Source organism: Rhodococcus sp. BE178 (assembly GCF_050433545.1).
Taxonomy (GTDB): Bacteria; Actinomycetota; Actinomycetes; order Mycobacteriales; family Mycobacteriaceae; genus Prescottella.
Genome location: NZ_JBNPXA010000006.1, coordinates 14,226 through 28,118, shown reverse-complemented (window position 1 = coordinate 28,118; position 13,893 = coordinate 14,226). Strand labels below are relative to the sequence as shown.

The 13,893-nt window shown below is 68.4% G+C and carries 11 protein-coding genes; 5 read left to right on the top strand and 6 right to left on the bottom strand.

The features are described 5' to 3' along the window. Window positions 1–100: 100 nt before the first annotated feature. Both purF and J2X34_RS12875 read right to left on the bottom strand, forming a co-directional pair. Window positions 101–1,681, bottom strand: coding sequence for an amidophosphoribosyltransferase (purF, locus tag J2X34_RS12880; RefSeq protein WP_114720743.1), 1,581 nt, complete (start codon window positions 1,679–1,681; stop codon window positions 101–103). 118 nt (window positions 1,682–1,799) lie between these two features. After that, on the bottom strand, window positions 1,800–2,186 hold the full coding sequence (locus J2X34_RS12875; protein ID WP_114720741.1) for a sterol carrier family protein: 387 nt from the start codon (window positions 2,184–2,186) through the stop codon (window positions 1,800–1,802). Window positions 2,187–2,255: 69 nt separating this feature from the next. Between J2X34_RS12875 and J2X34_RS12870 the strand changes: the two genes are divergently transcribed. Then, window positions 2,256–2,702, top strand: coding sequence for a PPOX class F420-dependent oxidoreductase (locus J2X34_RS12870; RefSeq protein WP_114720738.1), 447 nt, complete (start codon window positions 2,256–2,258; stop codon window positions 2,700–2,702). Between the two features lie 7 nt (window positions 2,703–2,709). Here the strand turns inward: J2X34_RS12870 and J2X34_RS12865 are convergent, their stop codons facing one another. From J2X34_RS12865 to purL, 3 genes are read right to left on the bottom strand one after another with little or no spacing between them, the layout of a single operon-like run. After that, window positions 2,710–3,375 (bottom strand): CPBP family intramembrane glutamic endopeptidase, encoded by a 666-nt coding sequence (locus J2X34_RS12865; protein WP_114720735.1) that lies wholly within the window; start codon window positions 3,373–3,375, stop codon window positions 2,710–2,712. Continuing rightward, window positions 3,372–5,156 carry an alpha/beta hydrolase gene (locus tag J2X34_RS12860; RefSeq protein WP_114720732.1) on the bottom strand — a complete coding sequence of 595 codons (1,785 nt, stop codon included), beginning with the start codon at window positions 5,154–5,156 and terminating at the stop codon, window positions 3,372–3,374. Before J2X34_RS12860 ends, J2X34_RS12865 begins: the two co-directional genes overlap by 4 nt. 3 nt (window positions 5,157–5,159) lie before the next feature. Continuing rightward, a complete protein-coding gene (purL, locus tag J2X34_RS12855; RefSeq protein WP_114720729.1) occupies window positions 5,160–7,439 on the bottom strand; it encodes a phosphoribosylformylglycinamidine synthase subunit PurL in 2,280 nt (759 codons plus the stop codon). A gap of 344 nt (window positions 7,440–7,783) precedes the next feature. On the opposite strand from purL, the gene J2X34_RS12850 reads away from it, so the two are divergent. The 3 genes from J2X34_RS12850 to J2X34_RS12840 are packed head-to-tail and all read left to right on the top strand — an operon-like array spanning window position 7,784 to window position 11,249. Continuing rightward, a complete protein-coding gene (locus J2X34_RS12850) occupies window positions 7,784–8,749 on the top strand; it encodes a cyclase family protein (protein ID WP_114720726.1) in 966 nt (321 codons plus the stop codon). Beyond that, a complete protein-coding gene (locus tag J2X34_RS12845; protein ID WP_114720723.1) occupies window positions 8,746–10,422 on the top strand; it encodes a class I adenylate-forming enzyme family protein in 1,677 nt (558 codons plus the stop codon). Before J2X34_RS12850 ends, J2X34_RS12845 begins: the two co-directional genes overlap by 4 nt. Continuing rightward, window positions 10,422–11,249 (top strand): SDR family NAD(P)-dependent oxidoreductase, encoded by an 828-nt coding sequence (locus tag J2X34_RS12840; protein ID WP_429517611.1) that lies wholly within the window; start codon window positions 10,422–10,424, stop codon window positions 11,247–11,249. The genes J2X34_RS12845 and J2X34_RS12840 overlap by 1 nt, the downstream gene beginning before the upstream one ends. A 6-nt stretch (window positions 11,250–11,255) precedes the next feature. Here J2X34_RS12840 and J2X34_RS12835 read toward each other — a convergent pair whose 3' ends face one another. Then, a complete protein-coding gene (locus tag J2X34_RS12835) occupies window positions 11,256–12,119 on the bottom strand; it encodes a TetR family transcriptional regulator (RefSeq protein WP_114720993.1) in 864 nt (287 codons plus the stop codon). Window positions 12,120–12,240: 121 nt separating this feature from the next. On the opposite strand from J2X34_RS12835, the gene J2X34_RS12830 reads away from it, so the two are divergent. Continuing rightward, window positions 12,241–13,881 (top strand): class I adenylate-forming enzyme family protein, encoded by a 1,641-nt coding sequence (locus J2X34_RS12830; RefSeq protein ID WP_429517608.1) that lies wholly within the window; start codon window positions 12,241–12,243, stop codon window positions 13,879–13,881. The last annotated feature ends 12 nt before the right edge of the window (window positions 13,882–13,893 follow it).

Genomic DNA, 13,893 nt, shown 5'->3' with positions numbered 1-13,893 from the left:
CATCCGCAGCGGTCGCGAATGCATGTGCGCATGCGCAATCACCTCGATTGCGCCCTTACGCTACCGGAGTTGCTCGGGCATCCCCGGACGGTCCTGCGAACTAGGGACGAGACAGCGCGTCCGCGTTGTCGTTGTCATGACTGACCGCGGCGCCCGCGGCCGACTCCAACATCCCCTCGAGGACGTTCTTGCCGATGCCCCCGTCCGGCAGCGCGATCGGGTAGTTGCCGTCGAAGCACGCCGCGCACAGACGCGAGCGGGGCTGCTCGGTGGCCGCGACCATGCCGTCGATCGAGATGTAGCCGAGCGAGTCGGCACCGATCGACCGGCGCACGCCGTCGAGCATCTCGTCGAACGTGGCGTTCACGCCGCTACCCTCGGCACCGTTCGCGATGAGCTCGGCGGGCGAGGCGAAGTCGATGCCGTAGAAGCACGGCCACTTGACCGGCGGCGAGGCGATGCGCACGTGGATCTCGAGGGCGCCGGCCTCGCGGAGCATCCGGATCAGTGCGCGCTGGGTGTTGCCGCGGACGATCGAATCGTCGACCACGACGAGGCGCTTGCCGCGGATGACTTCCTTGAGCGGGTTGAGCTTGAGGCGGATACCCAGCTGACGGATGGTCTGCGACGGCTGGATGAAGGTGCGGCCCACGTAGGCGTTCTTCATCAGCCCCTGGCCGTACGGGATACCCGAACCCTGTGCGTAGCCGACCGCGGCCGGGGTGCCGGACTCCGGCACCGGGATCACCAGATCGCCCTCGGCGGGGTGCTCCTTGGCGAGACGGCGACCGATCTCGACGCGGGTCGAGTGCACCGAACGACCGGAGATGACGCTGTCCGGGCGGGCCAGGTACACGTACTCGAACACGCAGCCCTTGGGTTCCGGGTTCGCGAAGCGGGACGACCGGACACCGTCGGCGTCGATCGCGAGCAGCTCGCCGGGCTCGATTTCGCGCACGAAGGACGCGCCGACGATGTCGAGGGCGGCGGTCTCGCTGGCGACCACCCAGCCGCGGTCGAGACGACCGAGGCACAGCGGGCGGATGCCGTGCGGGTCGCGCGCCGCGTACAGCGTGTGCTCATCCATGAACGTCAGGCAGAAGGCACCGCGCAGCGTCGGCAGCAGCTTCATCGCGGCCTGCTCGAGCGTGCTGTCGGCGGCGGCGTGCGCCAGCAGCGCACCGACGATGTCCGAGTCGGACGTGGCCGCGCCGGGACGCTTGTCGTTGATCAGGCCGGCCTCGCGGGCGCGCTGCGCCAGTTCGGCGGTGTTGACGAGGTTGCCGTTGTGGCCCAGCGCGACGCCGGTGCCGGCGGCGGTGGTGCGGAAGATCGGCTGCGCGTTCTCCCAGGTCGTGGACCCGGTGGTGGAGTAGCGGCAGTGGCCGACGGCGACGTGCCCCGGCATGGCACCGAGGGTCTGCTCGTCGAACACCTGGCTGACCAGGCCCAGATCCTTGAACACCAGCACCTGCGCGCCGTCGGCGACGGCGATGCCGGCAGCCTCCTGGCCACGGTGCTGGAGGGCGTACAGCCCGTAGTACGTCAGCTTGGCGACGTCCTCGCCCGGCGCCCAGACACCGAAGACGCCACACTCTTCACGAGGTTCGTTCTCGTCCTCGTCTGGTGCGGTCGTAGCGAGAAGATTCCGACTGTTGACCGACAGTTCGGCACGAGTCACGGCAAGCGCTCCCTAAGGGGATTCGGTGAGGGGGGCGTGCCCCATTCTAACTACCGATCCAGGCACACTCGACGGTCGGTGCGTCGGATCACGTCGATGCGACCCACGTCACATGAACTCACAAGCGGATCAGCGGGAGCCAGTGGGCGATCTCGCCGGCCCGACTGCCCGACGCGCTCAGTGACCCGCCGGCCGCCGCGTCGTCGAATCCGAGTCGTCCGGTCGCCAACAACAGCCACGTCCGCGGGTCGGTCTCGACGACGTTGGGCGGGGTCCCCCGGGTGTGTCGCGGGCCCTCGATGCACTGCACCGCGACGAACGGCGGCACCCGGACCTCGACACTCGACCCGGGCGCGATCTGTTCGAGGGTGCGGGCACTCAGCCGCACCGCGGCGGCCAGGTCCGCGCGGGCCGGCTTCGTCTCGTCCTCGCCGCGCAGCCACGGCCCGACGGCGAGCAGCGCACTGCGGAGTTCGGCGGGGTCGACGGCGCGGCGGGCTGGCATGAGCATCAAATCTACTGAGCCCGCCCGCGGCGGCGGAACAAGCCTCCGGGCAGCGTAGTTACACAGTCCATGAGCATCGAAGCCGACACCCAGAGACCGCTGCTCGATCTCGTCGCGTCCCAGAACCGGGCGATCCTCGCGACCCTCAAGCGCGACGGCAGGCCACAACTGTCCAACATCATCTACGCGTGGGACCCGGAGTCGCGCACCGTGCGGATCTCGGTCACCGCGGATCGCGCGAAGACCCGCAACGCGTCCCGCGATCCGCGGGTGTCGCTTCACGTGAGCGCCCCCGACTTCTGGAGCTACGCGGTGATCGAGGGCGACGCGGAGCTGACGCCCGTCGCCGCCGATCCGGGCGACGCGACCGTCGACGAACTGATCGCGGTCTACCGTGCCGCCACCGGAGGCGAGCACGACGACTGGGACGAGTTTCGTCGGGCGATGGTCGCCGAGCGGCGTCGGGTCCTGCGGGTCCGCGCCGACCACGTCTACGGCATGGCGCAGCTGCCCTGACCGCCGGTCACACCGGCGGCAGCGGCACCTCGACCGGGCCGGTGACGACCCGGATGCGCCGCAGCAGCAGCGCGCCACCGACGTTGACCGCCAGATGCAGCAGTGCCGGCGCGAGGACGCTGCCGCTGACCGCGCGCAGCCGGTCGAAGAGGATCGATGCGGCGGCGGTGAAAGCGACGGTGCCGACCACCGAGTCGCCCGCCACGTGTGCCGGGTGCACGTGCCACAGCCCGAAGGCCGTCGCCCGGACCGCCGTCGCGGCGGCCGGCGGGAACGCGCGGTCGGTCAACGCGGTCAGCACGCCCCGGAACAGCAACTCCTCCGTGACGACGGTGCCGAACGGAATGTGCGCCGACACCCACTCGGCGAAGTCGTGCCGCACCTCGTCGGGCACCGTGAAACGGCTGTGCAGCGACGGCATCGCGAGCGCGCCCACATAACCGACGACGGGGACCGCGGCGGCGGCACTCCCCCACGCCAGCCCCGAGCGGACGTTGCCGAGCCCCAGTTCGTCGCAGTGCAGCCCGCGCGCCAGCCCGGCCGCCGTGGCGCCGAGCGCCACCAGGGTTCCGGCCGTCGCCCGGCCCCGCGACGACAGCCGCAGCGCGGGCAGCACCGCGTTGTTCCAGGCGACGAGCGCGGCCGCGGTGGCCGGCCCGGCCGCCCGGCTCACTTCTCGGGCCCGTCGTGCCCGCGCAGGTCCTCGAGGGTGGCGCGCACCCGTTCGGTGTCGGCAGGCGTCCAGCCCTCCGGCGCAGTGACGGCAACCCAGCCGTCGAGGATCACGGTGCCGTAGTTGTGGCCGTGCCCGTCCGGGACGCCCGCGGCATTCGCGAGATCGGCGCTCACCTGCCAGAACGTCACGAACGGGAACCACTTCATCGACGGCAACCGGTCGAATCCCGGCGGCTCGGACAGCCAGTCCGGGCGGGTGAACGCGAGATCGGTGGACCACCACACCACGGGATCCGACGGGTGCTGGATGTAGAGCACCCGCGGCTCGAGCCACGGCCCCTGATCGCCGGGGATCGCCGACGCTTCGTCCGCGAACCGGACCACCAGACCGTCCGCGTACACCGGTTGCACTTCGGGGGTGCCCGGGTCACGCCGGTCGGTGAGCGCACTCCACAGCGGATTGGCGTTGGGCGGACCCACCCACAGCACACCGTCCACGGTCTCGCGGATGTCGGCGAGACCGTCGAAGGCGCCCTCGCCGGCCTGGGTGCCGAGGCTCTCGCCGTACACGTACAGCTTGGGGCGAGTGGCCTCCGGTTTCGTGAGCCAACGGTCGTGCACCGCGTGGATCAACGCGTTCCCGGCCACCGCCGCCTTCCCGCGGTCGGCGATGAACGAGATCCAACTCGGCAGGTACGAGTACTGCGCCGCCACCAGCGCGCTGTCGCCGTTCTCGACGAGTTCGATGGCCTGTGCCGCGGTGGGATTGACCCATCCTGTCCCCGTGGTGGGAATGATGACGAGGGCCTTGCGTTCGAACGCGCCGGTCCGCTCCAGTTCGTCGAGCACGACGTTCATCCGCGCGGCCGTGTCGTCGGCGGTCTCGAGACCCGCATACACCCGGATGGGTTCCTTGGCGGGCTTGCCGTTCGCGGCGGTCAGTTCGCCGGCGTGGATGCCGCCGGAGACGAAGTTGCGGCCCTCGAACCCGAGGGTGTCCCACGGTGCCAGCGATGCCGGGCTTCCGGACCGCTCGGGCAGCAGGGGTTGCACGGCACCGTGCCGGGTCTCGTTGTTCTGCAGACTGAATATCGAGTTCACGGCGGCGTACCCGGCGCGGAGCAGGATTCCGTCCACAAGCATGAAGACGAGCACGAGCACCACGGCCAGTCCGCCCGCAGACGCGGCGGGTGGCGGGATCTTGAGCCGCTTGTTGAGTTGGCGCGCGACCCAGCGGACCAGGTCGCGCAGCACGCGCCACAGCGAGATGAGCGCGGCCGCCACGAGCAGGCTGAGCCCGCCGGTGCGGATGTATCCCGTGGTGGTGGTGCCCTCGGCGTTCATCAGCGCCGACAGCTCACGCTGCCATCCGGCCGCGTAGATGAGCATGATCACCGCGGCCAGCGCAGACGCGACCGGCACGAACACCTTCACGGCGAGCATGATCCGGTCCGGCAGCGGCCACCAGGGGCGGCGTGCGAGGCCGAACTCGTAGACCACCCACCCGACGGCGGCGCCGACGGCGTAGCCGATTGCAGCGCTGATACCGCCGATGAGCCCCTGGAACAGCCAGTCGCGCGGAAGCAGCGACGGCGTCAGGGACCAGCAGAAGAACAGTGACGCGAACGCGATGCCCGTGAAGTCGAGCTTCAGCAGGCCCCACGCCCACAGGACGAACGGGTGACGCTGATCGAACCCGGGGGTGAGGACAGGCGTCACCGGCCGCGGATCCTCCCGCAGCTCAGCGACCGCCTCCCGCTCGACCCCCGAGTCCGTCACACATCACCCAAACAGTGCCGGGAGGGTCGATTCGGACGTCTCACGCAGTTCGGCCATGGAGACCGAGAACTGACCCTGGACCTCGACGGAGTCGGAACCCTCGTCGACGACGCCGATACGGACCCACGGTAGACCCCGTGCGGAGCACATTCCGGTGAAGCGGGTCTCCTCGGTGCGGGGCACCGCGACCAGCACGCGGCCGGCCGACTCCGAGAACAGCGTCACGAACGGATCCGCGTCCTCCGGGAGCAGGATCCGGCAGCCGGTCTCGCCGGCCAGCGCTGCCTCGACGACGGCCTGCGCAAGGCCACCCTCGGACAGGTCGTGGGCGGCGGAGATGAGGCCGTCACGCGAGCCGGCCAGCAGGATGTCGGCCAGCAGCTGCTCACGCTCGAGGTCGACCTTCGGCGGCACGCCACCGAGGTGATCGTGCTCGACCTGGGCCCAGATGGACCCGTCGAACTCGTCCCGGGTCTCGCCCAACAGGATCAGCGTCTCGCCCGGCTCGAGGCCCAGGCCAGTGGGGATGCGACGGTGCACGTCGTCGATCACACCGAGGACCGCGACGACCGGGGTCGGCAGGATCGCGGTGGATCCGGTCTGGTTGTAGAAGCTGACGTTGCCGCCGGTGACCGGGATGCCGAGCTTGGCGCAGCCGTCCGCGAGGCCACGCACGGCCTGCTGGAACTGCCACATGACGCCCGGATCCTCGGGGGAACCGAAGTTGAGGCAGTTGGAGACGGCCTTCGGGGTGGCACCGGTGACGGCGACGTTGCGGAACGCCTCGGCCAGCGCCAGCTGAGCACCGGCGTACGGGTCGAGCATGGTGTAGCGGCCCGACGCGTCGGTGGCCAGCGCGATGCCGCGTCCGGTCTCCTCGTCGATGCGGACCACGCCGCCGTCGGCGTTCTCGGCGAGCACGGTGTTGCCGCGCACGTAGCGGTCGTACTGCTCGGTGATCCACTTGCGGCTGCACAGCGCAGGCGAGGCGATCATCTTCAGCAGCGTGGCCTTGAGCTCGTCCGCCGTCTCGGGACGCTTCAGGCCCGCGGTGGTGTTCGCGATCAACGCGTCCTGCGTGTCGGGACGGGCAACGGGGCGCTCGTAGACCGGGCCCTCGTGGGCGATGGTGCGCGCCGGCGCGTCGACGACGGTCTCGCCGTGCCAGTCGATGACGAGGTGCTCACCGTCGGTGACCTCGCCGATGACGGTGGCCAGGACGTCCCACTTCTTGCAGACCTCCATGAACGCGTCGACGTTCTCGGGGGTGACGACCGCACACATGCGCTCCTGCGACTCGCTGGAGAGCACCTCGGCGGCGGTCATGCCGGTGGCACGCATCGGGACCAGGTCGAGGTCGATGTGCATGCCGCCGTCACCGGCCGCGGCCAGCTCCGATGTGGCGCAGGACAGCCCGGCGCCGCCGAGGTCCTGGATGCCGACGACCAGCTTGGCCTTGTACAGGTCGAGGCAGCACTCGATGAGCACCTTCTCGGTGAACGGGTCGCCGACCTGCACGGCGGGGAGCTTCTTCGGGCGTCCGCCCGAGCTCTCGTCGAAGGTCTCCGAGGCGAGGACGGACACGCCGCCGATGCCGTCGAGGCCGGTGCGCGCACCGAACAGGATGATCTTGTTTCCGGCGCCGGACGCGAACGCCAGGTGCAGGTCCTCGACGCGCATCGCGCCGGCACACAGCGCGTTGACCAGCGGGTTGCCCTGGTAGGAGGCGTCGAAGACGGTCTCGCCGCCGACGTTGGGCAGGCCGAGGGAGTTGCCGTAGCCGCCGACGCCGCGCACGACACCGTCGACGACGCGACGGGTGTCGGGGGCATCAGCCGCACCGAAACGCAGCTGGTCCATGACCGCGATCGGACGCGCGCCCATCGCCATGATGTCGCGGACGATGCCGCCGACGCCGGTGGCCGCGCCCTGGTAGGGCTCGATGTACGACGGGTGGTTGTGCGACTCGACCTTGAAGGTGACCGCCCAGCCGTCACCGATGTCGACGACACCGGCGTTCTCGCCGATGCCGGCGAGCATGGACGAGCGCATCTCGTCGGTGGTGGTCTCACCGAAGTACTTGAGGTGCACCTTGGAGGACTTGTAGGAGCAGTGCTCGCTCCACATCACCGAGTACATCGCGAGCTCGGCGTCGGTGGGACGGCGGCCGAGAATCTCCTTGATGCGGGCGTACTCGTCGTCCTTGAGGCCCAGCTCCTTGAACGGCTGGGCGACGTCGGGAGTCGCGGAAGCGTGCGTGACGGTATCTACCTGCGGAGACACGGGGCTTATGGTCCCTTCCCTCTGGGATCGAATCGGCAGGCCGGGCGGCGCGCTGCCAGGGCAAAGTCTAGCCGGGCGCACCGACGCGCTGCGCACGACCGGTCCGACACCGCCCACGCCCGCGTCATGAGTGAACCCTGCCGAGCACGCGGACGCCCCGGGACGCCGTACCGCCCATGCGGCAAGTGCGGCGAGACGTGTTCACCCTGCCTGAACACCGCGCCGGAGCCCATCGGCCCCGACACGAATTTTGGGGGTTGACTACGCCGCCTCATGCCTGCCACCCTCTGACTGAACAGCCTGAACGCTCGCTCGGTTCAGTTCATTGGGAGGAAGGGAAGCGCATGTCGACCGACATCGAACTGTCAGATCTCACGGATCTGCTGGCAGCATCGCCCAGCAACTGGGGCAAGTGGGGGGCCGACGACGAAGTCGGAAGCCTCAACTACCTGACCGCGGAGCAGGTCCTCGCCGGTGCGGCGTTGATCCGACGAGGCTCGGTCTTCACCCTCCAGCGACTGATCGGCGACCCCAAGGGCGATCCGGTGTGGCCCGGCCGCGAGCCGGCCGAGCGCGAGATGATCTACGACGAATCGGATTGGGACGAAGGCGGTTCGGGCCCATGCTTCCCGGGCGGACTCCACTACGCCGACGACAAGATCGAGGCCTTCCTGCAGGGCTCGACGCAGTACGACGCCCTCGGCCACGTCTGGTACGACGGCAAGATCTGGAACGGCTACGACGCCCGCAGCACGGTCGGCGGCATGTCCAAGGCCGGCGTGGAACCGATCGCCCAGCGCGGAATCGTCGGCCGGGCGATCCTGCTCGACATGGCGCGCCACTTCGACAAGGAGTACCTCGGGCAGCGCGAGACGTTCGACCACAAGGACCTCGAGGCCTGCGCGGAACGACAGGGCATCGAGATCCGCAACCGCGACATCATCATCATCCGCACCAACCATCTCGAGATGTTCTTCCGCGACCGCGAGGCGTTCTACGCGGACTTCTGCGAGCCGGGCCTGGTCTACTCCCCCGAACTCGTCGAATGGTTCCGGGACAAGGAGATTCCCAACCTGGTCACCGACACCATCGCGAACGAGGTGACCACCGATCCCCACAACGGGATGGCGCTGGTCCTGCACAACGCCCTGATGCGCAACCTCGGCGTGGCCTTCACCGAGATCTGCGATCTCGAGAGTCTCGCCGCCGACTGCGCCGCGGACGGAACCTACGAGTTCTTCTATGTCGCGGCCCCGCTCAAGATTCATCAGGCCACCGGCGCCCCGGTCAACCCGGTGGTGATCAAGTGACCTACCGGGACCGCCCCTGGCTGCGCCTCTACCCGGAGGGACTCGGCCCCGAGATCACCCCCGAGTTCCACAACGGTCTGGAGGTGTTCGGATCGGCGGTGCGGCGCGCCTCGGCCATGCCCGCCGTCAGGTACTTCGACGGATCGGCGACCTTCGGCGAACTCGATGCCGCCTCCGATGCACTCGCGAACCACCTGCAGCGCGGGGGCTTCGGCCGTGGCGATCGCCTGGCGCTCTTCGTTCAGAACAACCCCGCGTTCGTCATCGGACTGCTTGCGGCGTGGAAGTGCGGCGGTGCCGCCGTCGCCGTCAATCCGATGAACAAGCAGCGCGAGGTCACGTACCTGCTGCAGGATTCGGGCGCGCGTGCATTGCTCGTCCTCGACGACCTGTACGAGTCGGTGGCGGAACCCGTACTCGCGCAGGAGGAAACGGCGGTAGATCTGGTCGTGACGACGTCGGCGCTCGACGGACAGCGCCGCAACGACGGTCGCCTGTTCGGTGGAGCGACCCGGAGAAGCCTCGCCACCGATGACCTGTACGCCATCATCGGCGACCACGACGGACGGAAGCCCGACCCGGTGAGCATCGAGGGCGACGAACTCGCGATCCTCACCTACACCTCGGGTACGACCGGCAAGCCGAAGGGCGCCGTCAACACTCACGCGAACTTTGCGTTCAACGCCCAGACATACCGCGACTGGGCGCATCTGCGTGACGGTGATCCCGTGCTCGGGATCGCCCCGCTCTTCCACATCTCCGGACTCGTCGGGCACATCATGGTGGCGTTCCTGACCGCGTCACCGCTCGTCCTCTCGCACCGCTTCCAGCCGGAGGTCATGCTCGATTCGATCCGAGAGCACCGTCCGGCGTTCACCATCGGAGCGATCACCGCCCTGATCGCACTCGCCGGCGCGGACGGCGCGTGTCCCGACGACTTCTCGTCGCTGCGGGCGATCTACTCGGGCGGTGCGCCTGTGGCACCGGCGGTCGCAGACCGCCTGGAATCGATGTACGGGACCTACATCCACAACATCTACGGGCTGACCGAGACCAGTTCGCCCACGCACGCGGTGCCCGCGGGGATGCGTGCACCCGTCGATCACGAATCCGGCGCCCTCTCGGTCGGCGTGCCCGTGTTCAACACCGTCGTACGGGTTCTCGACGAGAACGGCAACGAGGTTCCCGCCGGACAGATCGGGGAGTTCGCCGCGAGCGGCCCCCAGGTGGCCCCCGGTTACTGGAACAATCCGGAGGCGACCGCGGCATCCATGCCGGGTGGCGAGTTGCGTACCGGGGATGTCGGATTCATGGACGCGGACGGATGGTTCTATCTGGTCGACCGCAAGAAGGACATGATCAACGCCTCCGGCTACAAGGTGTGGCCGCGCGAGGTCGAGGACGTGTTGTACGGGCACCCCGCCGTGCGGGAGGCAGCGGTCGTGGGCGTTCCCGACGAGTACCGCGGCGAGACCGTCAAGGCATTCGTGTCGTTGGCCTCGGGCGCGTCGGCGACCGAGGAGGAGTTGATCCAGTTCTGTCGCGAGCGCATGGCCGCATACAAGTATCCGCGCTCGATCGTGGTGGTCTCCGAGCTACCGAAGACCGCTACCGGGAAGATCCTGCGGCGAGCTTTCCGCGACAACGGAATTCCCGCGGCGGGAGCGCTGTGATGGGGCCCGAACTGAATGGGTCGGTCGCCGTTGTCACCGGCGCTGCCCACGGCCTCGGGTTCGCATTGGGGCGCGAGTTGCTGGGTCGCGGATGTCGCGTGGTCCTGGCCGACAGGGACGAAGACGGCCTGCAGGTGGCGGGCGAAACGCTGCGTCGGGTGCACGGCGATCGGGTCGAGTGGATCGCCGGCGACGCTGCCGACTCGCACGACATCGAACGAACCCTGGCGCTCGCCGACTCGACATTCGGCCCGGTGGACCTGTACGTCGCGAATGCCGGTGTCTTCCAAGGCTTCGGCCTGGATGCCACGGAGCAGGAGTGGAGTACCTCGTGGGAGGTCAACGTCCAGGCGCACGTCCGTGCCGCCCGCCTCCTCGTCCCGTCGTGGCTGCAGCGAGGCGGCGGTCGGTTCGTGTCCATCGCCTCGGCGGCGGGGTTGCTGACGCAGTTGGGTTCGCCGACGTATTCGGTGACCAAGCACGCCGTCGTGGGTTTCGCCGAGTGGCTCGCCGTCACGTACGGCGACCTGGGCGTATCGGTGACCTGCGTGTGCCCGATGGGCATCGCGACCGCGATGATCGGTGACGCCTCCGAATCATCGGACCGGCAGATGCGATCGGCCGCCGCCACGATCACCCGGGCGGGGGAAGTGATGACACCGGAAGAGGTTGCCCGCCAAGCGGTCGACGGTGTCGCTCACAACCAGTTCCTCGTTCTTCCCCACGCCGAGGTGGCCGACTTCCGAGCCCGGAAAGCTGCCGACATCGAGCGCTGGATCTCCGGCATGCAGCGACATCGGCGCGTCACCGACGCCGAAGTCGACTGATCGACGCTAGGAGTACGCCGGTCGCATGCCGAGCATCGCGCGGGCATGACCGGCGTACTCCTGCGCGATCTGCTCCGGGGAGAGGGGCCCGGTCGGGTCGAACCACTGGGGCAGCGCAGCACACATCGTCGTGACGGCCCGCGCGGTCGTGTGCGGCCGGGGATGTACGACCGCACCCGCGGCGGCCGCCCGATCGAGTTCGGCGTCCATCAGGTCCTGCATCCCGCGGCGCTCCGCAGCGATGCGGCCAGCTGCCGGTTCTTCCAAGCTTCGTGTCTCGTTGGTGCCCACCACCGCAATGTCGCTGCGCACCACGTAATAGAGCGCGAGTGCCTCCACCATGTTCGAGTAGCGCTCGACCGGATCCGCTCCGCCCTCGTCCCTGGCTCGGATCAAGCGGACCCGCACCTCCTCGATGATCAGCTCGAAGATGGCGACCAACAGGCTCTGCTTACTGCGGTAGTGGTGATAGACGCCGGCCACACTGATGCCGGCGCCGTCGGCGATTATCCGCATGGTCGCGGCGTGGTAGCCGGTCTCCGTGAAGACATCTATTGCCGAACGCAACACCGGATCAACCGACAACGGCGCGAACTCACGCCACGCGCTCGCGTCGGTTGCGGCCGGATCCGGGACCGGCGGCGACGGATCGGCGACCGGCCCGCTGAGCAACCGTTTGATCGGAATCTGGAGTTCGTCGGCGATCTCCTGAAGGCGCATCAGCGTGGGCGAGACCTTGTCGTTCTCGATCGCGCTCATCGTTCCGACGCTGACGCCGATCCGTGCCGCCAACTCGCGAAGGGTCACGCCCACGAGGTTTCGCTCGCGGCGCACATTCGGGCCCACAGCGACAGCAGCTCGTTCAGCCATGCTGAACATCGTAGCGATCGGATCACCGCGTCCGATGATGTCTCCGTGTCGTAGGGTTTAGTGCGTCTCGCCGAGCGTCCTCCGGGGCGGCAAGCAGTGCGGGATCGAGAGAGGTGAGAAGGTGACATCCCCGAACAGGCCGTGGCTCGCCAGTTTCCCCGCCGAGCATCCCGATTCGATCACTCCCGACTTCGACAACGCGTTGGCGATGTTCGATGCCGCGGTGCAACGGGCGCCGGCGGACGTCGCCATCCACTACTTCGACGGCACGCTCACCTACGGTGAACTGTCCGCGGCGGCGGATGCTCTGGCCTGTCACCTCCAAGAACGGGGATTCGGCCGCGGAGACCGCCTGGCGGTGTGCACGCAGAACAACCCGGCGTTCCTGATCGGTGTCGTCGCGGCGTGGCGAGCGGGCGGCACATCCGTGTCGCTCAGCCCGATGTGCAAGGAACGGGAGTTCGCCCATTTCGTGAACGACTGCCGTCCCAAGGCAATTCTGATCCTCGAGGACGTGTTCGAGACTGTTGCTCAGGCAGCGCTTCGTGAATGCCCCATCGGGAACATCGTCACCGTGTCGGCACTCGACGGCCAGAGTCGCAACGACGCCCGCCTGTTCGCCGCGAGCCGCCGGATCGCGACGGGCGCCACGGACCTGTACGAACTGGTTGCCGCCCACGACCGCGCGCACCGTCCGACGATCACCGACAGCCCGGCGCCGGGAGAGTTGGCGATGATCATGTACACCTCCGGAACCACCGGTTTTCCGAAGGGGGCCATGCTGTCGCATCGCAACCTCGTCTTCAGCGCGCAGGTGTACCGGGACTGGGCGCAACTGGGTCCGGGCGACCGTGTGCTCGGGCTCTCGCCGCTGTTCCACGTCTCGGGTTTGGTCGGACACGTGATGGTGGGATTCCTCCTGGGATCACCGCTCGTGCTGACTCACCGCTTCCACCCGGAGGTGATGCTCGACTCCGTTCGTGAGCATCGACCGACGTTCGCGATGGCGGCGATCACCGCCTACATCGCGCTGGCCGACGCCGGGGCGGGCGCCACCGACCTCGACTCGTTGTCCGCGCTCTATTCGGGCGGTGCACCGGTCTCCCCCACCGTTCTGAGCCGACTCGAAACCGTATTCGGCAAGTACATCCACAACATGTACGGCCAGACCGAGACGAGTTCCCCATCGCACGCCGTACCGTTCGGCTGGCGAGCACCGGTGGACGCCGAAACCGGGGTGCTCTCGGTCGGAATTCCGGTGTACAACACGGATGTACGCGTGGTCGACGACTCCGGCCAGGACGTTCCGGTAGGCGACGTGGGTGAACTGGTGACCACGGGGCCACAGGTGGCCCACGGATACTGGCCGAACCCCGACGACGGCGAAACCGTCGCCGGCACAACCACGTTTCCGACCGGCGATGTCGGGTTCATGGACCGGGACGGATGGTTCTACGTCCTGGACCGCAAGAACGACGTCATCAACGCATCGGGCTACAAGATCTGGCCGCGCGAGGTCGAAGAGGTTCTGCTGAACCATCCCGACGTGAAAGAAGCTGCGGTGGTTGGCATTCCGGACGACTACCGAGGCGAGTCGGTGAAGGCTTTCGTCGTCGTCCGCGACGGCTCGGAACTCCGCGAGCTGGATCTCATCGAGTACGGTCGTCGTTCGATGGCCGCATTCAAGTATCCGCGTGAAGTCCAGTTCGTGGCCGCTCTGCCGAGAACCGTCACAGGAAAGCTGATTCGCAGTCGACTGTGAGCCGTCGAGGCG